General features: G+C 58.4%; 18 protein-coding genes and 1 pseudogene. 11 read left to right on the forward strand and 8 right to left on the reverse strand.

Annotated features, from left to right (window positions below; translation table 11 throughout):
• Nucleotides 1-103 precede the first annotated feature (103 nt).
• Nucleotides 104-1,639, reverse strand: coding sequence for a 2,3-bisphosphoglycerate-independent phosphoglycerate mutase (gene gpmI / locus ABDX87_RS15445; RefSeq protein WP_346828666.1), 1,536 nt, complete (start codon nt 1,637-1,639; stop codon nt 104-106).
• A 145-nt stretch (nt 1,640-1,784) separates the two neighbouring features.
• Here gpmI and ABDX87_RS15450 point away from each other — a divergent pair, with 145 nt between their 5' ends.
• From ABDX87_RS15450 to secB, 3 genes are read left to right on the forward strand one after another with little or no spacing between them, the layout of a single operon-like run.
• Nucleotides 1,785-2,198: a rhodanese-like domain-containing protein gene (locus ABDX87_RS15450; RefSeq protein WP_120127971.1), complete on the forward strand. Its 414-nt coding sequence runs from the start codon at nt 1,785-1,787 to the stop codon at nt 2,196-2,198.
• 1 nt (nt 2,199) lies between these two features.
• Nucleotides 2,200-2,454, forward strand: coding sequence for a glutaredoxin 3 (gene grxC, locus ABDX87_RS15455; protein WP_062379408.1), 255 nt, complete (start codon nt 2,200-2,202; stop codon nt 2,452-2,454).
• A gap of 45 nt (nt 2,455-2,499) precedes the next feature.
• Complete coding sequence (gene secB, locus ABDX87_RS15460) at nt 2,500-2,985, forward strand: protein-export chaperone SecB (RefSeq protein WP_346828667.1); 486 nt, start codon at nt 2,500-2,502, stop codon at nt 2,983-2,985.
• 289 nt (nt 2,986-3,274) lie between these two features.
• Here secB and trmL read toward each other — a convergent pair whose 3' ends face one another.
• Complete coding sequence (gene trmL, locus ABDX87_RS15465; protein WP_074758058.1) at nt 3,275-3,730, reverse strand: tRNA (uridine(34)/cytosine(34)/5-carboxymethylaminomethyluridine(34)-2'-O)-methyltransferase TrmL; 456 nt, start codon at nt 3,728-3,730, stop codon at nt 3,275-3,277.
• Between trmL and ABDX87_RS15470 the strand changes: the two genes are divergently transcribed.
• Complete coding sequence (locus tag ABDX87_RS15470; RefSeq protein ID WP_346828668.1) at nt 3,729-4,169, forward strand: hypothetical protein; 441 nt, start codon at nt 3,729-3,731, stop codon at nt 4,167-4,169. The two genes, trmL and ABDX87_RS15470, sit on opposite strands and share 2 nt — an antisense overlap.
• Before the next feature lie 410 nt (nt 4,170-4,579).
• On the opposite strand, the gene tauD is transcribed toward ABDX87_RS15470, so the two are convergent.
• The 4 genes and pseudogenes from tauD to tauA form a co-directional block, all read right to left on the reverse strand.
• Nucleotides 4,580-5,413 carry a taurine dioxygenase gene (gene tauD, locus ABDX87_RS15475; protein WP_346828669.1) on the reverse strand — a complete coding sequence of 278 codons (834 nt, stop codon included), beginning with the start codon at nt 5,411-5,413 and terminating at the stop codon, nt 4,580-4,582.
• A 62-nt stretch (nt 5,414-5,475) separates the two neighbouring features.
• A pseudogene (gene tauC / locus ABDX87_RS15480) lies at nt 5,476-6,243 on the reverse strand (taurine ABC transporter permease TauC); the annotation flags it as partial.
• Nucleotides 6,244-6,326: 83 nt separating this feature from the next.
• Nucleotides 6,327-7,109: a taurine ABC transporter ATP-binding subunit gene (gene tauB, locus ABDX87_RS15485; protein ID WP_346828671.1), complete on the reverse strand. Its 783-nt coding sequence runs from the start codon at nt 7,107-7,109 to the stop codon at nt 6,327-6,329.
• Nucleotides 7,110-7,291: 182 nt separating this feature from the next.
• Entirely contained in the window at nt 7,292-8,269 is a 978-nt protein-coding gene (gene tauA / locus ABDX87_RS15490; protein WP_346828672.1) for a taurine ABC transporter substrate-binding protein, read from the reverse strand.
• A gap of 816 nt (nt 8,270-9,085) precedes the next feature.
• On the opposite strand from tauA, the gene ABDX87_RS15495 reads away from it, so the two are divergent.
• The 6 genes from ABDX87_RS15495 (at nt 9,086) to ABDX87_RS15520 (ending at nt 14,555) form a co-directional block, all read left to right on the forward strand.
• The gene (locus ABDX87_RS15495) at nt 9,086-10,471 is read left to right on the forward strand and encodes an OprD family outer membrane porin (RefSeq protein ID WP_346828673.1); all 1,386 of its coding nucleotides are present in this window, start codon (nt 9,086-9,088) and stop codon (nt 10,469-10,471) included.
• Nucleotides 10,472-10,621: 150 nt separating this feature from the next.
• A complete protein-coding gene (locus tag ABDX87_RS15500) occupies nt 10,622-11,260 on the forward strand; it encodes a peroxiredoxin (protein ID WP_346828674.1) in 639 nt (212 codons plus the stop codon).
• 440 nt (nt 11,261-11,700) lie between these two features.
• Nucleotides 11,701-12,666, forward strand: a complete 966-nt coding sequence (locus ABDX87_RS15505) for a sulfonate ABC transporter substrate-binding protein (protein WP_346828675.1) — start codon at nt 11,701-11,703, stop codon at nt 12,664-12,666.
• Nucleotides 12,667-12,693: 27 nt separating this feature from the next.
• Nucleotides 12,694-13,482 (forward strand): aliphatic sulfonate ABC transporter permease SsuC, encoded by a 789-nt coding sequence (ssuC, locus tag ABDX87_RS15510; RefSeq protein ID WP_346828676.1) that lies wholly within the window; start codon nt 12,694-12,696, stop codon nt 13,480-13,482.
• On the forward strand, nt 13,479-14,288 hold the full coding sequence (gene ssuB / locus ABDX87_RS15515; RefSeq protein WP_346828677.1) for an aliphatic sulfonates ABC transporter ATP-binding protein: 810 nt from the start codon (nt 13,479-13,481) through the stop codon (nt 14,286-14,288). The genes ssuC and ssuB overlap by 4 nt, the downstream gene beginning before the upstream one ends.
• Before the next feature lie 51 nt (nt 14,289-14,339).
• Nucleotides 14,340-14,555: a TOBE domain-containing protein gene (locus tag ABDX87_RS15520; protein ID WP_062379390.1), complete on the forward strand. Its 216-nt coding sequence runs from the start codon at nt 14,340-14,342 to the stop codon at nt 14,553-14,555.
• Nucleotides 14,556-14,757: 202 nt separating this feature from the next.
• On the opposite strand, the gene ABDX87_RS15525 is transcribed toward ABDX87_RS15520, so the two are convergent.
• Together ABDX87_RS15525 and ABDX87_RS15530 are read right to left on the reverse strand one after the other, a co-directional pair.
• Nucleotides 14,758-15,396: a TetR/AcrR family transcriptional regulator gene (locus ABDX87_RS15525; RefSeq protein WP_346828678.1), complete on the reverse strand. Its 639-nt coding sequence runs from the start codon at nt 15,394-15,396 to the stop codon at nt 14,758-14,760.
• Nucleotides 15,397-15,676: 280 nt separating this feature from the next.
• Nucleotides 15,677-17,053: a glutamine synthetase family protein gene (locus ABDX87_RS15530; RefSeq protein ID WP_346828679.1), complete on the reverse strand. Its 1,377-nt coding sequence runs from the start codon at nt 17,051-17,053 to the stop codon at nt 15,677-15,679.
• Between the two features lie 277 nt (nt 17,054-17,330).
• On the opposite strand from ABDX87_RS15530, the gene ABDX87_RS15535 reads away from it, so the two are divergent.
• A complete protein-coding gene (locus ABDX87_RS15535; protein ID WP_346828680.1) occupies nt 17,331-18,125 on the forward strand; it encodes a gamma-glutamyl-gamma-aminobutyrate hydrolase family protein in 795 nt (264 codons plus the stop codon).
• The last annotated feature ends 37 nt before the right edge of the window (nt 18,126-18,162 follow it).

The following is an 18,162-nucleotide window of genomic DNA, read 5'->3' on the forward strand; positions in this document are numbered from 1 at the left end:
ATGCCCGGCGATGGCTGCAAAAAAAACGCTCATAGGGCCGCGCTTTCAGACATTTCATACAAAAACCGGCCTGCCGGTTAACGGCAGGCCGGTTTATGTGGGCTTATTTGGCAACCAGAATCGATTTGCCGGTCATTTCTTTCGGAATGTCCATGCCCAGCAGCGTCAGCATGGTCGGCGCCACGTCTGCCAGCACGCCGCCCTCACGCACGCTCAGGTCACGCTTGCCGACATAGATGAAAGGCACGGGCTCAGTGGTGTGCGCCGTGTGCGCCTGGCCTGTGGCGTCGTCGGTCATCTGCTCGACGTTGCCGTGGTCAGCGGTGATCAGCGCTTCGCCGCCGACTTTTTCCAGGGCCTCGGTGATGCGACCCACGCAGACGTCGAGGCATTCAACGGCCTTGATCGCGGCTTCCATGATGCCGCTGTGGCCGACCATGTCACCGTTGGCGTAGTTGACCACGATCACGTCGAAACGCTGATTTTCAATGGCGTCCACGATTTTGTCCGTGACTTCCGGCGCGCTCATTTCTGGCTGCAGGTCGTAGGTGGCGACTTTCGGCGACGGGATCAGGATGCGCTCTTCGCCCGGGAACGGCTCTTCACGGCCGCCGGAGAAGAAGAATGTTACGTGCGCGTATTTTTCGGTTTCAGCGATACGCAGCTGGGTTTTGCCGTTATTCGACAGGTACTCACCCAGCACATTGTGCAGGCCTTCTTTGGTGAACGCAGCCGGTGCAGGGATGGTGGCGGCGTACTGGGTCAGCATCACGAAGCCGGCGAGTTTTGGCTGACGTGCGCGGGCGAAATCTTTGAAATCGTCTTCAACGAACACGCGGGTCAGTTCACGGGCGCGGTCGGCACGGAAGTTCATGAACACGACGGCGTCGCCGTCCTGGACTTCAACCTTCTCGCCAATGCTCGTGGCTTTGACGAATTCGTCGTTTTCGTCGCGCGCGTAAGCAGCGTCCAGCGCGGCCTTGGCGGTGTCAGCCTGGAATTCAGACGTGCCGTCGACAATCAGGTTGTAGGCGGATTCGACACGGTCCCAGCGGTTATCGCGGTCCATGGCGAAGTAGCGGCCGACGATCGTTGCAGTGCGACCTTTGCCCAGACGCTTGTAGGCCGTCTCCATGGTGTCGAGGTACTTGTGCGCGCTGCGTGGCGGCGTGTCGCGACCGTCCAGGAAAGCATGCAGGTAGATCTTCTCGGCGCCGCGTTTGACCGCCAGTTCCACCATCGCCACCAGGTGGTCTTCATGGCTGTGAACGCCGCCATCGGACAGCAGGCCCATGATGTGCACAGCCTTGCCAGCGCCAACGGCCTTGTCCACGGCTGCGCAGATCGTCGGGTTTTCGAAGAACTCACCGTCGCGGATCGCTTTGGTCACGCGGGTGAAGTCCTGATAAACGACGCGCCCGGCACCCAGGTTCATGTGGCCGACTTCGGAGTTGCCCATCTGGCCGTCCGGCAGGCCGACGTCCATCCCGGATCCAGAGATCAGGCCGTTGGGCATGGTCTTGTAGAGGCGATCGAAGACCGGCATCTTCGCCTCGTAGACCGCGTTGCCGTGATGGCTGTCGCTGTGACCGAAGCCGTCCAGGATGATCAGAACCAAAGGTTTAGGCGTGGTAGTCATGAATCCCACTCTTTGTGAAAAGATGAAGTAGAGAAAAGATCGACAGTTTAGGGACAAGTTCAGACGGCGTCACTGCCGTACGGGCTTTGGCCGACCTTGGGTGCTGTGTATACTGGCCGACATTTTAACGCCCTGGAACCTAATGATGGTTGATCACCTGATTGCATTTGCCACTAATCACTATTTGATCTCTGGCGCTTTCGTCATCCTGCTGGCACTGCTGATCGCGACAGAACTCAACAAGGGCGGCAAAAGCCTGAGCACCGGCGAACTGACTGCGCTGGTCAACCGTGACGAGGCGGTGGTCATCGATGTACGTCCCAAGAAGGACTATGCCACCGGTCATATCGTCGGCTCCTTGAACTTCCCGCAGGACAAGGTCATGTCCCGTACTTCGGAGCTTGAGAAGTACAAATCCAAGACCCTGATCATCGTCGACGCCGCCGGTCAGCACGCAGGGCACGTGGCCAGCGAGCTGCTCAAGGCCGGTTTCACCGCCGCCAAGCTGTCCGGTGGCGTTTCGTCGTGGCGCGGCGACAACCTGCCGCTGGTGAAGTGAAATGGCTGAAGTCGTCGTCTACTCCAGCGATTATTGCCCTTACTGCTCGCGGGCCAAGTACCTGCTCGAGAGCAAGAATGTCGACTTCGAGGAGATCAAAGTCGATGGCAAGCCACAGATTCGCGCAGAAATGACTAAAAAGGCTGGCCGCACGTCGGTTCCTCAGATCTGGATCGGCTCGGTCCATGTCGGAGGTTGCGACGACCTGTTCGCCCTGGAACGCGCTGGCAAGCTCGACGCATTGTTGAGCGCCTGAATTCGAACCCTACGTACAAGACCTGAAAAGTAAGAAGGATCTGAGATGACCGATCAAACGAATAACGGCGCCACTTCCAACGAAGAAGCACCACAGTTCTCCCTGCAACGCATCTACGTTCGTGACCTGTCCTTCGAAGCGCCAAAAAGCCCGGCGATCTTCCGTCAGGAGTGGACCCCAAGCGTGAGCCTGGACCTGAACACCCGTCAGAAGCAGCTGGAAAATGACTTCTACGAAGTCGTGCTGACCCTGTCGGTCGAAGTGAAGAACGGCGAAGAAATCGCCTTCATCGCTGAAGTCCAGCAAGCCGGTATCTTCCTGATCAAGGGCCTGGACGCCTCTTCGATGAGCCACACCCTCGGCGCGTTCTGCCCGAACATCCTGTTCCCGTATGCCCGTGAAACCATCGACAGCCTGGTTGTCCGCGGCTCGTTCCCTGCGCTGATGCTGGCTCCGGTGAACTTCGACGCCCTGTACGCTCAAGAGCTGCAGCGCATGCAGGAATCCGGCGAAACGCCGACCGTTCAGTAAGCCTTGCGGCCTGAATGAAAAAAGCGCCTGTGATGGGCGCTTTTTTTGTATGGGCGGACGCTAAAAACTGTAGGAGCGTGGCTTGTCCCGCGATCGGCGGGGAACCCGTCGTAAATCCGTGTGATGTGCGGTGAACCAAAAATACCGTGGGCGCTGCATTTGCTGCCGGTGCCCGGCAGATCGCGGGACAAGCCACGCTCCTACAGGTGTGGATGCGATCGGTGTAGGAGTGAGCTTGCTCGCGATCAGGCCCGCAGGGCATCCGTGTAGCGATCCCGCGCCGGAAGGGTTATTTAAAACCCAACTGCCGCCAGCCTTCATAGACGGCGACCGCCACGGTATTAGACAGATTCAGGCTGCGGCAGCCCTCGCGCATCGGCAGGCGCAGACGTTGGTCGCTCGACAGCGGGTCCAGCACCTCGGGCGGCAAGCCACGGCTTTCGGGGCCGAACACAAACGCATCGCCTTCCTGGAACGCCACGTCATGGAAAGGCTTAGAGCCCTTTGTGGTAAAAGCGAACAGGCGCGGATGACCGATGCTTTCCAGGCAACTGGCAAGGTCGGCGTGGCGATGCAGGGTGGCGTACTCGTGGTAATCGAGACCGGCACGACGCAGGCGCTTGTCATCCAGCTCGAAGCCCAGCGGCTCGATCAAATGCAGGCTGCAGCCGCTGTTGGCGCAGAGCCTGATGATGTTGCCGGTATTCGGCGGAATTTCTGGTTGAAAAAGGATCACGTGAAACATGCACGGCTCCGAACATAAGGACGGGATGCATTCTACCCCCGAAGAGGACCCGAGGCCGAAGCTATGGCCGCGGTTTTTGGGTTCCATTGCGATTTTCGGGGTCATGGTCGGGCTGATGATCGGTCGCCTGACCACGCCGGACCCGATCGCACTGCAGCAAATCGAAGCACTGCCCAATGGCGTGGCGGTGTGGTTCAACCGCGAGCCGCAACTGCACGGTGAAATCGTCGATGGCGCAGTGGCGCTGCTGTTCAACGCCAAAGGCGAGGCGCAACGAGGCGAACTCAAGCTCAATGGTCGGGATGTGCGCTGGAGGGTACAGAAGAGCGATAAGGGATTGTTGCTGAACCTGCTGGCGGCCCGTCCGTTACGCGGTGAGTGGCACGGCGCAACGCTGGACGGGCGCTGGAGACTCGAGGTGAGTCTCCGGGAGGAATAAAAGAGGGGAATCCCCGGCCTGCCTGTACCAAGGTCCCCAAAACTGGTGATGCTTAACCTATTGCAGCCTGCGTGCCAGTTTTGAGAATTGCCTGTAGGAAAGATGAAAGTATCTCGTCAGAGCCCGGTTTAAAGCCCGCATCCCGATGCATCAGGCAAATGGGCGTGGTTCGAGCGTTCGGATCAGCGTTCACATTTGGGTGTTTATTGATCAGTTTTGCACGCTATTCGCGCATTTTCGGGCGAGGGGTTACCAAAGTGATGCACAGGTCAGCCTGCGATGGTCCCCCGCTGATAAACCTGTGGGAGTGAGCATGCTCACGAATGCTGCGTTCCAGCCCATGAAAAAGCACCGAATGTTCTGGCCCTTTCGTCAGCAAGCTCACTCCCACAGAGGGCATTGATCGCCGATTAAAAAGGCACATCCCCCAAAATCGTCGCGCGGTGCATCACGCGGCGTTGCGGTCGGTAGTCGTCCACCGCGTAATGCTGGGTCACTCGGTTGTCCCACATCGCTACATCGTTTTCCTGCCAACGCCAGCGGATGGTGAACTCGGGTCGCGTCGCGTGGGCGAACAGCATTTTCAGAATCGCCTCGCTTTCTGCGGGCTCAAGTTCATTGATCCGGGTGGTGAAACCCTCGTTCACGAACAGCGCTTTGCGCCCGCTGACCGGGTGTGTGCGGATCACCGGATGGGACAAAGGCGGGTTTCTGCGGCGGGTTTCTTCCCAGCGCGCCAGGTCCTCGGCGGTGTTGCCGAAGCGCTCCAGCGGGAAAGAGCGAGTGAAGTCGTGGGTGGCCGTCAGCCCGTCGAGCAGTGCCTGCATCGGTCCGGACAGAGCTTCGAACGCCGCAATCCCGCTGGCCCATAACGTGTCCCCGCCATAAGCCGGTAGCAGCTTGGCACTCAATACCGCGCCGAGCGCCGGAGTGGGCAGGAAGGTCACGTCGGTGTGCCAGATCGCGTTGTCGCGAACATCGGTCACTGCCGTGTCGAGGATCAGCACTTCCGGCTGCTCGGGCACGTTAGGGTAAATAGGGTGGATGTGCAGATCGCCGAAGTGCGCGGCGAAGCGCGCTTGCTGTTGAGGCGTTACCGGCTGATCGCGGAAGAACAGGACCTGGTGCTTGAGCAACGCCTGTTCGATGGCATCGCGTTGTTCTGCATTCAGGTCACGGCTCAGGTCGACGCCGCTGATGTGCGCGCCCAACGCTGAACTGAGCGGGGTAAGGGTGAGGCTCATGGTCGTTCTCATATCCGGCGCCGAGGTGTCGGCGTAGTCAGTGTGTGTCGATGAAACAGCAATCAGTGGTTCTGTCCGTGCCAGGGCACCAGCTTGCGTTGCAGGGCCCGCAGTCCCATTTCCAGGGCAAACGCGATCAGCGCGATGACCAGAATTCCCAGCACCACCACATCGGTGACCAGGAACTGCGCGGCGGACTGCACCATGAACCCCAGGCCGCTGGTGGCGGCGATCAATTCAGCTGCGACCAGCGTCGACCAGCCCACGCCCAGGCCGATACGAACGCCTGTGAGAATCTCGGGCAGTGCGCTGGGCAGGATGACGTGACGGATCAACTGCCAGCGACTGGCGCCCAACGACTGCGCCGCCCTGAGCTTCGCGCTGTCGACTGTCCGCACACCGGTGGCGGTCGCAATCGCGATGGGCGCGAAGATGGCCAGATAAATCAGCAGCACCTTGGAGAACTCGCCGATGCCGCACCAGATGACGATCAGCGGCAGGTAAGCGAGCGGTGGAATAGGGCGGTAGAACTCGATCAGCGGGTCGAAGATGCCGCGAGCAATCCGGTTATGGCCGATGGCAATGCCGACGGGGATCGCTGTCAGTACGGCGAAAAACAGCGCAAGTCCGATGCGTTGCAGGCTCGCGCCCAGGTGCTGCCAGAGGGTCGACTCCATGTAGCCTTTGGTCATCAGCAGCCAGGCTTTTTCCAGCACGGCCGAGGGAGGCGGCAGGAACAACGGCTCAACCCATTCGAATGCCGTGACCAGCCACCAGGCGGCGAGCAGTACGGCGAGTGTCAGGACGCTGATGGCCCGCGTGCTCAAAGACAATCCGCGTGACCTTTTGACCTCGGTGTTGGCGGGCGACGGCTTGATCAACGCCTGCGCAGCAGGAGGCGACTGGAGTTGAGTCATGCTCGTTGCTCCTGACGTTGAAAAAATACGCGGGCCAGGACGTGCTCGCGGGTTTCGATGAATCGAGGGTCGGATTTGATCGCCCGCGCCGATTCGCCGGCGCTGTAGCGCTGACCGAAATCAAGCGTGAGGTGTTCGACGATCTGTCCTGGATTCGGTGCGAGCAGGATGAGGTCGGTCGCCAGAAATACGGCCTCCTCGATGTCATGGGTAATCAGAAAGACCGGCTTGGCGCTGCGCTGCCAGACCTGCAGAAGCAGCTCCTGCATCTGTTCGCGGGTGAAGGCATCCAGTGCGCCGAAGGGTTCGTCCATCAGCAGTACGCGAGGATCGGCGGCAAGCGCGCGGGCCAGGCCAACCCGCTGTTTCTGGCCGCCAGACAGTTGCAAGATACGGCGCTTCTCGAACCCGGCCAGATCGACCAGGGCGAGCATCTCGCGCGCTTTCGCTTCGCGTTGCACTCGAGGCACGCCTGCAAGCTCAAGCCCGAAGGCAACGTTGGCCAGTACGTCTTGCCAGGGCAGCAAGGCGTCGTCCTGGAACACCACACCGCGCTCGGCACTCGGACCTTTCACCGGCACCTGATCAAGGGTGATGCGACCGGCACTGGGTTCGACGAAACCCGCGATTAGATTCAGCAGAGAAGTCTTGCCGCTGCCAGACGGACCCAAGGCGACCAGCAGTTGTTGCGGGCCCAGGCTCAGGGAGATGTCCGACAGCACCGGCTCGGCCGCACCGGGATACTGTGCGCTGATGCGCTCCAGCTGTAACAAGGCCATGGCAATGACTCCGCTTCTATATAGAGGTACTGGTCGTGCTGCATTAGCAGGTCGGCCTCCTGGTGTGAGCGAATTCACTCGCGATGCAGTCTTTCAGTCGACATTTCTGTGTCGTCTGAAACAGCTTTCGCGAATGAATTCGCTCCCACAGGAGATGGCGCCCTACCTGCCTGGGCGGTGGCTTACTGAGTAACGAACTTGGCGCTGACGTAAGGCGTGTAATCCGCCAGCACCGCATCGACCTTGCCTTGTTCCTTGAGGAACGCTGCGGTCTTGCCGATGGCTTCGGTGGTCGGGGCGCCCAGCTGGGTGACTTGATCAGCCGCCAGCGGGTAAACGTTGCCTTCCAGCAGGCCCGGAATGTCAGTGGCCTTTGCGCCGGACAGCTTCACCAGCTTGTCGATGTTGCTGCTATTGGCAATCCAGCCGGCCGGGTCCTTGCGGTAGTCGGCGTAGGCGTCGAGGGTGGTTTTAGCGAAGGCTTTCACGATCTCGGGGTGCTTGTCGGCGAAGTCCTTGCGTACGATCCAGGCATCGAATGTCGGTGCGCCCGCTTTGGCCAGTTCGCCGGAAGTAATCAGCACCTTCCCGGTTTCCTTGGCGACGCCCAGCGCTGGGTCCCATACGTAGGTCGCGTCGATGTCGCCACGCTTCCAGGCCGCCGCAATGGCCGGCGGCGCGAGGTTGAGGATGGTCACTTTGGCCGGATCGATGTTCCAGTGTTTCAGAGCGGCCAACAGGCTGTAGTGCCCGGTTGAAACGAAGGGCACGGCGATTTTCTTGCCGACCAGATCCTGTGGGCCGTTGATGCCCGAACCGTTGCGCACGACCAGTGCTTCAGCGGCCCCGATTTGAGTCGCGATCAGAAAGGTTTCGACAGGCAGTTTGCGCGTGGCTGCGGCGGTCAGCGGGCTCGATCCGAGGTACCCGATCTGCACGTCCCCCGAAGCGATCGCAGTGATCACGTCCGCGCCGTTTTCAAATTTGCGCCAGGCAATCTTCGAGCCCGTGGCTTTCTCGTATGCGCCGTCGGCTTGCGCTACTTTCGCCGGGTCCACGGTGGTCTGGTAGGCCACGGTAAAATCCGCCGCTTGGGCAATCAAGGCTGAGCCCGCCAGCGACAACGCCGCCAACAAGCGAAGAGGGTTGAGTCGTTTCATATTGACGCTCCGAATCGAGGCAGGCCGGGGGACTGAATAATGCGAAGCGTAAATGATCTAAGAAATGCGAAATAAATAACTTTTTGGTATGAGCTTAGAGAAGTTTCTTTCTTGAATGGGTCTGCGAGAGGGCGTTAACGGAAAAAACGGCCGGAGACCCATGACCGTTCATCGAATTGTCACAATCTGTAAATAGGATCTGTCCGCTCGCACGAGCTGTCTGTGTTTCGCCCTGCTTCTGTTCGTCAAAGCCAGCAGCAGCGACGCTGGGGCTCAGCAGAGTCTTTGCCCACACAGTCGATGCAGCCAGCTTTGCCAGTTAACTGATGAGTCTGTTCGCCATCTCGGTAAAAAACTGACGGCGTGCAGGGTGACAACAGTAACAATCGCGTCTACGCCGTTTGTAATTTCAGTAGTTTCAATGAGTTAGAGCTCTTGTTCTCATGTTGTTTCGCACGATGACCGTGACTCGGCGGTCAAGTTCCAGTCGTACGATGTGGCAAAACGGATCGATCTGACGAACGGAGTCGAAATATTTTTTGGGAATTAGGTAAAGACGCCGATACACTCCGCAACGGACGGCTGAAACGGCTTGTGACATATAACTGCTTGGCATAAAAGCAGGTCTACAAAGTCTTTTTAGGTTTAAAGGATTTCCCTTACCTTGCAGCCAGCTGTAAACGCGGTCTAGTCAATTAGTCTTGTGGCCATTGACTCATCGAGTCGGGCCAGCGCTAATCGCGCATCCGCGGTCTTGAGCCTTCGGTCTCAGAACCAAGGAACTACAAAAATTAGATTCAAGAGGAGCGAAACACAATGAAGAAGTCCACCCTGGCCTTGGCCGTGTATGCAGGTGTAATGGCCACTCAGGCTGGTGCAGCTGGTTTCCTGGAAGACAGTAAGGCAACCATCAGTTCCCGTACCATGTATTTCGAAAACGACCTGCGTGAAGGCGTTCGTGCGCAAGATCAGCGCGAAACTGCCGAAGGTCTGCTGTTCAACTTTGTTTCGGGCTACACCCCAGGCACCGTGGGCTTCGGTCTGGACGTGCAGAGCATGTTGGGTATCCATCTGGGCGGTGGCATTGATCACCACACAGCAACCACGTCCAACTCGTTCTTCCCGACTGACACTGACGGCTCCTCCGTTGATAGCTGGAACCGTACCGGTGCCAACGTCAAAGCGAAAGTTTCCAAAACTGAGCTGAAAGTAGGTACGGCTCTGCAGCCTAACCTGCCAATTCTCGTTGCAAACGATGGTCGTCTGCTGCCACAGAGCTTCACTGGCGGCACTATCCAGATTAAAGAAATCGATAACCTGACCATCAACGCCGGTAAGCTGGAACATCAAGCCGCACGTGCTTCGAGCAACTACTCGGGTCTGTCGGTAAACGGTGCAACTCAGGATTCCAACAACTTCATGTTCGCCGGTGCGGACTGGAAAGTGACCAAAGACCTGACGTTGCAGGCTTACCATTCGCAACTGGAAGACTTCTACAAGCAGACCTTCCTGGGTCTGGTACACGTATTCCCGATTGCTGACGACCAGTCCTTCAAGACTGACCTGCGCTACTTCGACAGCAGCTCCGACGGCAAGAATGGTCAGGCCGCTGCGGGCTACCGTTTCAACAACAACGGCGGCTATGCCAAGAACGTTGGCGAAGTTGACAACAAAACCTGGTCGGCCATGTTCACCTACCAGTTGGGCGGTCACTCGCTCATGGTCGGTCACCAGGACGTGGGCGACGACGGCGGTATGGTCTGGCTGAACCAAGGCAGCGTGACCAAAGACGGCACTTCCGCGACTCACAGCGACGGTCAGGGCGGCTCGAGCTTCTACCTGTTCACTGACTCGATGATTGCTCAGTTTGCCCGTGCCGGCGAAACCACCAACTTCGGTCAGTACTCGTACGACTTCGCGCGCGTGGGCATTCCAGGTCTGAAAGCGGCGATCGCGTACCTGAAAGGTACCAACATCAAACCTACCAGCGGCGCGTCGGTTGGCGACAGCTCTGAGTGGGAACGTGACATGCGTATCGACTACGTGTTCCAGGACGGTCCTTTGAAAGGCTTCGGCGCTACTCTGCGTCGTGCCAACTACCGCTCCAACTTCGACAACCACGGTACTGCGGCTCAGAACACCCGCATCTCCGATGCTGACCAGACTCGTCTGATCTTCAACTACACCTACGCATTCAAGTAAGTGTGTTGAGCTGTTGAGCTAAAAAGAACCCCGCTTCGGCGGGGTTTTTTTATGCCTGAAACCATGACGATCATGACCATTCGTTCCTTCAGTTTTTGAGCGTCGACATGCACAGTAGGCCGATAACTCAAACCAAAGGAGCACGACTGTATGGGCATAAAACTCGGCGACATCGCCCCTGACTTCGAGCAGGACTCCAGTGAAGGGCGGATCAAATTTCACGAGTGGCTGGGCAACAAATGGGCGGTGCTGTTCTCTCACCCTGCCGATTTCACGCCAGTCTGCACCACTGAGTTGGGCTTCACCGCGAAGCTCAAGGACGAGTTTGAAAAACGCAATGTGAAAGCCATCGCGCTGTCGGTGGATCCGGTCGACTCGCACACCAAGTGGATCGAAGACATCAATGCTACGCAGAACACGGTCGTCAATTTCCCCATCCTGGCGGACGCGGATCGCAAGGTGTCCGAGCTGTATGACCTGATTCATCCCAACGCCAGCGAAACGCTGACCGTGCGCTCGCTGTTCGTGATCGACCCGAACAAGAAAGTGCGCCTGACCATTACCTATCCCGCCAGCACGGGGCGCAACTTCCACGAGATCCTGCGGGTGATCGATTCGTTGCAACTGACCGACAACTACAAAGTCGCGACGCCTGCGAACTGGAAGGACGGTGAAGACGTCGTGATCGTGCCGTCGATCAAAGACGAAGCCGAGATCAAGGAACGCTTTCCTAAAGGCTATAAAGCCGTCACGCCTTACTTGCGCCTGACGCCGCAGCCCAATCGCTGATACACCGATTTCAACCACGACATTCGGGCCGATTTATCGGCCCTTTTTTATTGGGTGACAGTTATTGGGCAGGTTGGCCGCTTCGGCCGTACGCCGCACCTGTGGGAGTGAGCTTGCTCACGAAGGCGGTAGTTCAGCCCCTGTACTCGGTATGGATGTACCGGCCTCTTCGTGAGCAAGCTCACTCCCACAGGAAACCGTTTGCGGTGGCATGAGTGATCGTGAGCCAGGCGCGCAGCGGTGTGTCTATTCGGTAAGGCGCTTCATATTCAATTCAGTGCTAACCAAATGAATAAATATGATTTTAGTGAATAACAAACCCCTGTTATGGTCTCTCCGTCCTGGCGATATGTCGCCAGCAATGGATCCCTAAACACCTTACTCGTCCGCTATCGGACAAGCAGGTGCCACCTGTTAGCTACACAGCAAAGGAGCGTGCCATGCGCACTGTCATTTTGCGTCGAGGCCTGGTCGCTCTGTTTGCTGCGGCGGTGTCGTTCGGCGTCCTAACACAAGCTCAAGCCGATACCTTGCGCATCGGTTATCAGAAGTACGGCACGCTGGTGCTGCTCAAGGCCAAAGGGTCTCTGGAAAAGAAACTCGCAGAGCAAGGCGTGCAGGTGCAATGGACCGAATTTCCAGGGGGCCCTCAGCTTCTTGAAGGCCTGAATGTCGGTTCCATCGACTTCGGTGTCACCGGCGAGACTCCCCCTGTTTTTGCTCAGGCCGCTGGCGCTGATCTGCTCTACGTGGCGTCCGAGCCACCGGCGCCGACCAGTGAAGCGATCCTGGTACCCAAGGACTCGGCGATCACGTCGGTCAAAGACCTGAAAGGCAAGAAGGTCGTCCTCAACAAAGGCTCAAACGTTCACTACCTGCTGGTGAGGGCGCTGGAAGAGGCCGGCTTGAAATACACCGACATCCAGACCGTCTTTCTGCCGCCCGCCGATGCGCGTGCCGCCTTCGAGCGCGGCAGTGTCGATGCCTGGGTGATCTGGGACCCGTACCAGGCAGCCGCCGAACAACAGTTGCAGGCACGCACGCTGCGTGATGGCAAAGGCATCGTCGACAACAACCAGTTCTATCTGGCGACCAAGCCCTATGCGCAGCAGCACCCCAAAGTGATTCAGGCCCTGGTCGAAGAAGTTCGCGCCGTGGGTGAGTGGTCCAAAGCCAACCCCGACGAGGTCACTAAACAGGTCGCTCCGTTGCTGGGCCTGCCGGAAGACATCACACGGACTTCGGTCAAACGACAAGGTTACGGCGCGTTGTTCATCACCCCTGAAACCGTCGCGGCGCAACAGAAAATCGCCGACACGTTTTATCAGCTCAAGTTGATTCCCAAACCGCTCAGCATCGCCGATGTGATCTGGACGCCACCCGCTGCTGTTGCGAAAGCGCAGTAAGCCTCGGCCTTGAGAGGAGACAACTCCATGAGCGTGGAAAAATACACTCACAGACTGGCGCCCTGGCTGCTACCGGTCCTGTTGCTTGCGATCTGGCAGCTGGCGGTCAGCGCCGGTTGGCTGTCGACCCGAATTCTGCCAGCGCCCAGTGCCGTGATCGAAGCCGGCGTGACGCTTGTGCGAAGTGGCGAGATCTGGACCCATCTGGCAATCAGCGGCTGGCGTGCCGGCATCGGCTTTGCCATTGGCGGTGGCATCGGCCTGGCCCTGGGGTTCATCACAGGCTTGTCGAAGTGGGGCGAGCGCCTGCTCGACAGCTCGGTGCAGATGATCCGCAACGTGCCGCATCTTGCGCTGATCCCGCTGGTCATCTTGTGGTTCGGTATTGATGAAACCGCCAAGATTTTTCTGGTGGCGCTGGGGACGCTGTTCCCGATTTACCTGAACACCTATCACGGGATTCGCAACATCGATCCCGCGCTGGTGGAGATGTCGCGCAGTTATGGTTTGTCGGGTTTCGCGCTGTTCTGGCACGTCATTTTGCCAGGTGCGATGCCTTCGATTCTGGTGGGTGTGCGCTTCGCGCTGGGCTTCATGTGGCTGACGCTGATCGTGGCTGAAACCATCTCCGCCAGCTCCGGCATCGGCTATCTGGCGATGAATGCCAGGGAGTTTCTGCAGACTGATGTGGTGGTGCTGGCAATCGTGCTGTACGCCGTGCTCGGTAAATTGGCTGACCTCGCTGCGCGGGGTCTGGAGCGGGTCTGCCTGCGTTGGCACCCTGCGTATCAAGTGGCAAAAGGTGGCGCGCGATGAGCAATCTCCAACAACCGGCAAACCTGTTGCGCGGGATTCCCCTGCAAGTGCGCAAGCTGAAGAAAACCTTTGGCTCGCGTGAAGTCCTCAAAGACATCGACCTGCATATTCCGGCCGGGCAGTTCGTGGCGGTGGTCGGTCGCAGCGGCTGCGGCAAAAGTACCCTGCTGCGCTTGCTCGCAGGCCTTGATCAGCCCTCAAGCGGTCAGTTACTCGCCGGCTCGGCTTCGCTGGCCGATGCGCGAGAAGACACACGATTGATGTTCCAGGAAGCCCGCCTGCTGCCGTGGAAAAAGATCATCGACAACGTAGGGCTGGGTCTCAGCGGAGACTGGCGTGGCAAAGCGCTGGAAGCACTGGAGGCCGTCGGTCTGGCCGAGCGTGCCAATGAGTGGCCCGCGTCGTTGTCGGGCGGCCAGAAACAACGTGTGGCGCTGGCGCGTGCGCTGATTCACCAACCGCGCCTGTTACTGCTGGACGAACCGTTAGGCGCGCTTGATGCCTTGACCCGCATCGAGATGCAGCAACTGATCGAAAACCTCTGGCAGAAGCACGGCTTCACGGTGTTGTTGGTGACGCACGATGTCTGCGAGGCCGTGGCGATTGCTGACCGTGTGTTGCTGATCGAAGAAGGCCGCATCGGGCTTGATTTGCAGGTCGATCTGGCCCGACCCCGTGCACGTGGCTCACACCGGCTCGCCACGCTGGAAACCGAAGTGCTTAACCGCGTGCTGTCGCTGCCAGGCAGCCCGCCCGAACCCGAACCGACATCACCCCTGCCCACGCAATTGCGTTGGGCCAATTGAATCCAGGCGCAATGTCGCGTCTGGAACTGATCACTCAAAGGAAGACCTATCATGACTATTAAAGCCATCAACGTTCGTAACCAGTTCAAAGGCACCATCAAGGAAATCGTCACCGGCGACGTGCTTTCCGAAATCGACGTACAGACCGCGTCCGGCATCGTCACTTCGGTGATCACCACGCGTTCGGTTAAAGAACTTGAGCTGGTGGTCGGCAGCGAAGTCATCGCGTTCGTGAAATCCACCGAGGTGTCGATCGCCAAGTTGTGATCGATGCGTGGTGATCAACCCTGAAGGGTGCGAGCCCTTCGGGGTTTTTTGCTGTGTGGGATTTGGCGCGGCAGCCTGCTCGGCGGGCCGAAGCGCGATCTTGTGGGGGCGAATGTATTCGCGATGGGATTTATCAGGCCTCAGATATGAAAGGGCTGTACCGGCCTGTCGCGAATGAATTCGCTCCCACAGAAAATCTGCGTCAGGACTCAAGCACGCGCTTGGGCAAGAAGGGCGGCAGATACAACCCGAGGTAGGCATCGAAGACCCGTTGGCCTTCCTCGGCCATGCGCGGCGTGATCGCGTTGTGCAGTTGTACCGAGCGTGCATAAACGCGGTCGGCGAGTTCGAGGGCGAGGGCGAAGACTTCGATGTCGTCCGGCAAGGCCGGCAGCTGGAAGTGCTTGGCGAACAGCGCGTGCATGAGATTGCCCAGTTCGACGTCGTGCTGACGGTCGGCCTGGGTGACTTCTGTCAGGCCGTGCTGAGCCAGGATCAGCTGGCGAGCGGCGGCGTCTTCGCTGTAGATCGTGAGCATGCGCGCCTCGACCAGGCGCGACAGGTCTTGCCAGTGGTTGAGTTGGGCGTGGTCGATCGGCTGTTGCAAGCTTTCGCGAAAGGCAGCGTGCACATCGGCGGTCAGCCCTTCCAGCAATGCCGGGACGCTGGCGAAGAAATGATAGACCGAAGACGGTGGGATTTCCGCGCGCTCGGCCACACTGTAAATCGACAGGCTCGCCACACCGTCCGACGCCAGTAACGCACGCGCGGCCTCAAGGATCGAATCGATCCGGGCCTGACTGCGTGCGCGGGGTTTGCGGGGTGTGGCGGGGCGGGTCATCTAAGCGTCTCGAAGGCGAAAGTCCGGGCATTGTACGCGAGATCATTGAGCAGATTATGTTCGGTGTAGGAGCGCGGTTGCCCGTGATAGCGTGATGTCCGTTGATGCGTCATGCCTGACACAACACCATCGCGGGCAAGCGCGCTCCTACAATGTTTCGCAGGCCCGGCGAGCCAGACTGCTATCGAAAAACGATTCGAACTCGCCGTCTAAAATAAAAAACGCCCCCAGCCTTTCGGTTGGGGGCGTTCTTTTTATTTCACACCGCTATTTCACACCGTCAAACCGTGTGCAGATACCAGTTGTATTCAAGGTCGGAGATGGAGTGTTCGAACTCCTCCAGCTCACTTTCCTTGCACGCGACGAAGATATCGATGTACTTCGGATCGATGTACTTGGCCATGACTTCGCTGTCGTCCAACTCGCGCAACGCATCACGCAGGTTGTTCGGCAGGCTCTGCTCGTTCTGCTCGTAGGAGTTACCCTCCACAGGCGGTCCCGGCTCGATCTGGTTGGTCATGCCGTGGTGGATGCCCGCCAGAACCGATGCCATCAACAGGTAAGGGTTGGCGTCTGCACCGGCCACCCGGTGTTCGATACGCACGGCGTCCGCAGTGCCGGTAGGGACACGGACCGCCACTGTGCGGTTGTCCAGCCCCCAGGTAGGCGAGTTGGGTGTGTAGAACTGAGCACCGAACCGGCGATACGAGTTGACGTTCGGGCAAAGGAACGCCATCTGCGCCGGTAGGGTCTCGAGCACACCGCCGATCGCATGACGTAATGCGGCGTTCTGCTCGGGATCCTCACTGGTGAAGATGTTTTTGCCATCGCGATCCAGGATCGAGATGTGGACGTGCAGACCGTTACCCGCCTGGCCTGGATACGGCTTGGCCATGAAGGTGGTGTCCATCTCATGGTCGTAGGCGATGTTCTTGATCAGTCGCTTGAGCAGAACCGCGTAGTCGCAGGCTTTCAGCGCGTCAGCGGTGTGGTGCAGGTTCACTTCGAACTGCGCCGGAGCACTTTCCTTGACGATCGCGTCGGCAGGGATGCCTTGCTCTTTCGCACCTTCCAGAATGTCCTGGAGGCAATCGACGTATTCGTCGAGGTCGTCGATCAGGTAGACCTGTGTCGAGTGCGGGCGTTTGCCGGAGATCGGCGAGCGCGGAGGCTGTGGACGGCCGTTCACGTTCTCCTGATCGATCAGGTAGAACTCAAGTTCGAAGGCAGCGCAGATGGTCAGACCCATCTCGTCGAACTTGCTGACCACTTGGCGTAGCACTTCACGAGGGTCGGCGAAGAACGGCGCGCCTTCCAGTTCGTGCATGGTCATCAGCAGTTGTGCGGTAGGACGCTTCTGCCACGGTTCGTTGCAGAGAGTGTCGGGGATTGGATAACAGATTCGGTCAGCGTCACCGATGTCCAGGCCAAGGCCGGTGCTTTCCACCGTCGAGCCATTGATATCCAGTGCGAAAAGAGAAGCTGGGAGGTTAATGCCTTTTTCGTAAACCTTATGGAGGCTGGTGCGTTCAATGCGCTTGCCGCGCACCACTCCATTCATATCTGCAATCAGAAGGTCAACGTATAGAACCTCAGGATGTTCCTTAAGGAACGCGTTCGCTTCGTTGAGCTGAACGGCACGCGGGGGTACCGACATGATGCAACACCTTTGTTGTTGAAAATATCAATCATCGAGCATTACGGGGTTCAGTCAATCCGAAAGCCCGAATGAAGTCAAGAGAGCCCTGTTTTGCCCTAAAACGGCGCCTTGAGGCCGTTTTTGCCGCACTTTAGGGCGGATTTCAGCCGTTGGAGGTCTTGGGAACTGCGATCTTGAGCGGGGCGTATTTTATTTTTTACGGGGCTGTTGTGTAAAAAAATGAACAACGCTAAGCTCGGTCGCAACCCATAACAGCAATAATACCGGGGGTCACATGTCTCGCCTTCCGCTGATCGGCGTCACCGCCTGCACTCAGCAAATCGGCTCGCATGCCTATCACATCAGTGGTGACAAATACGTCCGCGCAGTCGCCGTCGCTGCCAAGGGCCTGCCGCTGATTCTGCCGTCACTGGCAGAGCTGATCGATCCAGCCGACATACTCTCGGCGGTCGATGGTTTGCTCTTCACCGGTTCTCCTTCCAACGTCGAACCCTATCACTATAGTGGTCCTGCCAGCGCGCCGGGAACTGCTCATGATCCTGCACGCGACCACACCACCTTACCCCTTATTCGTGCCGCTGTGGCCGCAGGCGTTCCTGTGCTGGGCATTTGCCGTGGGTTTCAGGAGCTGAATGTGGCGTTTGGTGGGAGTCTGCATCAGAAGGTTCACGAGACAGGAATCTTCATGGATCATCGTGAGCCAGACAACGAACCCGTTGAAATTCAATACGCTCCCAGCCATCCGATGCACATCGAGCCGGGCGGTGTATTGGCAGGTCTGGGTATGCGCGAGGAAATTCGTGTCAATTCAATTCACGGCCAGGGCGTTGAGCGTCTCGCGCCCGGTTTGCGGGTCGAAGCGACTGCTCCGGATGGCCTGATTGAAGCGATCTCGGTGCCAGCGGGCGCGCCTTTTGCTACAGCCAATGTGTTCGCACTGGGCGTTCAGTGGCATCCGGAGTGGCAGGTCACGCAAAACCCCGACTATCTTTCAATCTTCCAGGCATTTGGCGATGCCTGTCGAAAACGGGCAGTACAACGCGACGCACAAGCGTTAAAAAACGCCTGATCGCCATGATGGCGACCAGGAAATAAAACCCCTGAGG

Origin of the sequence: Pseudomonas abietaniphila (assembly GCF_039697315.1) — a bacterium.
In the GTDB taxonomy this organism is placed as follows: Bacteria; Pseudomonadota; Gammaproteobacteria; order Pseudomonadales; family Pseudomonadaceae; genus Aquipseudomonas; species Aquipseudomonas abietaniphila_B.

Coding starts and splice junctions, on each gene's coding strand:
- gpmI (WP_346828666.1), bottom strand. CDS start 1,639: ATGACTACCACGCCTAAACCTTTGGTTCTGATCATCCTGGACGGCTTC.
- ABDX87_RS15450 (WP_120127971.1), top strand. CDS start 1,785: ATGGTTGATCACCTGATTGCATTTGCCACTAATCACTATTTGATCTCT.
- grxC (WP_062379408.1), top strand. CDS start 2,200: ATGGCTGAAGTCGTCGTCTACTCCAGCGATTATTGCCCTTACTGCTCG.
- secB (WP_346828667.1), top strand. CDS start 2,500: ATGACCGATCAAACGAATAACGGCGCCACTTCCAACGAAGAAGCACCA.
- ABDX87_RS15470 (WP_346828668.1), top strand. CDS start 3,729: ATGCACGGCTCCGAACATAAGGACGGGATGCATTCTACCCCCGAAGAG.
- trmL (WP_074758058.1), bottom strand. CDS start 3,730: ATGTTTCACGTGATCCTTTTTCAACCAGAAATTCCGCCGAATACCGGC.
- tauD (WP_346828669.1), bottom strand. CDS start 5,413: ATGAGCCTCACCCTTACCCCGCTCAGTTCAGCGTTGGGCGCGCACATC.
- tauB (WP_346828671.1), bottom strand. CDS start 7,109: ATGGCCTTGTTACAGCTGGAGCGCATCAGCGCACAGTATCCCGGTGCG.
- tauA (WP_346828672.1), bottom strand. CDS start 8,269: ATGAAACGACTCAACCCTCTTCGCTTGTTGGCGGCGTTGTCGCTGGCG.
- ABDX87_RS15495 (WP_346828673.1), top strand. CDS start 9,086: ATGAAGAAGTCCACCCTGGCCTTGGCCGTGTATGCAGGTGTAATGGCC.
- ABDX87_RS15500 (WP_346828674.1), top strand. CDS start 10,622: ATGGGCATAAAACTCGGCGACATCGCCCCTGACTTCGAGCAGGACTCC.
- ABDX87_RS15505 (WP_346828675.1), top strand. CDS start 11,701: ATGCGCACTGTCATTTTGCGTCGAGGCCTGGTCGCTCTGTTTGCTGCG.
- ssuC (WP_346828676.1), top strand. CDS start 12,694: ATGAGCGTGGAAAAATACACTCACAGACTGGCGCCCTGGCTGCTACCG.
- ssuB (WP_346828677.1), top strand. CDS start 13,479: ATGAGCAATCTCCAACAACCGGCAAACCTGTTGCGCGGGATTCCCCTG.
- ABDX87_RS15520 (WP_062379390.1), top strand. CDS start 14,340: ATGACTATTAAAGCCATCAACGTTCGTAACCAGTTCAAAGGCACCATC.
- ABDX87_RS15525 (WP_346828678.1), bottom strand. CDS start 15,396: ATGACCCGCCCCGCCACACCCCGCAAACCCCGCGCACGCAGTCAGGCC.
- ABDX87_RS15530 (WP_346828679.1), bottom strand. CDS start 17,053: ATGTCGGTACCCCCGCGTGCCGTTCAGCTCAACGAAGCGAACGCGTTC.
- ABDX87_RS15535 (WP_346828680.1), top strand. CDS start 17,331: ATGTCTCGCCTTCCGCTGATCGGCGTCACCGCCTGCACTCAGCAAATC.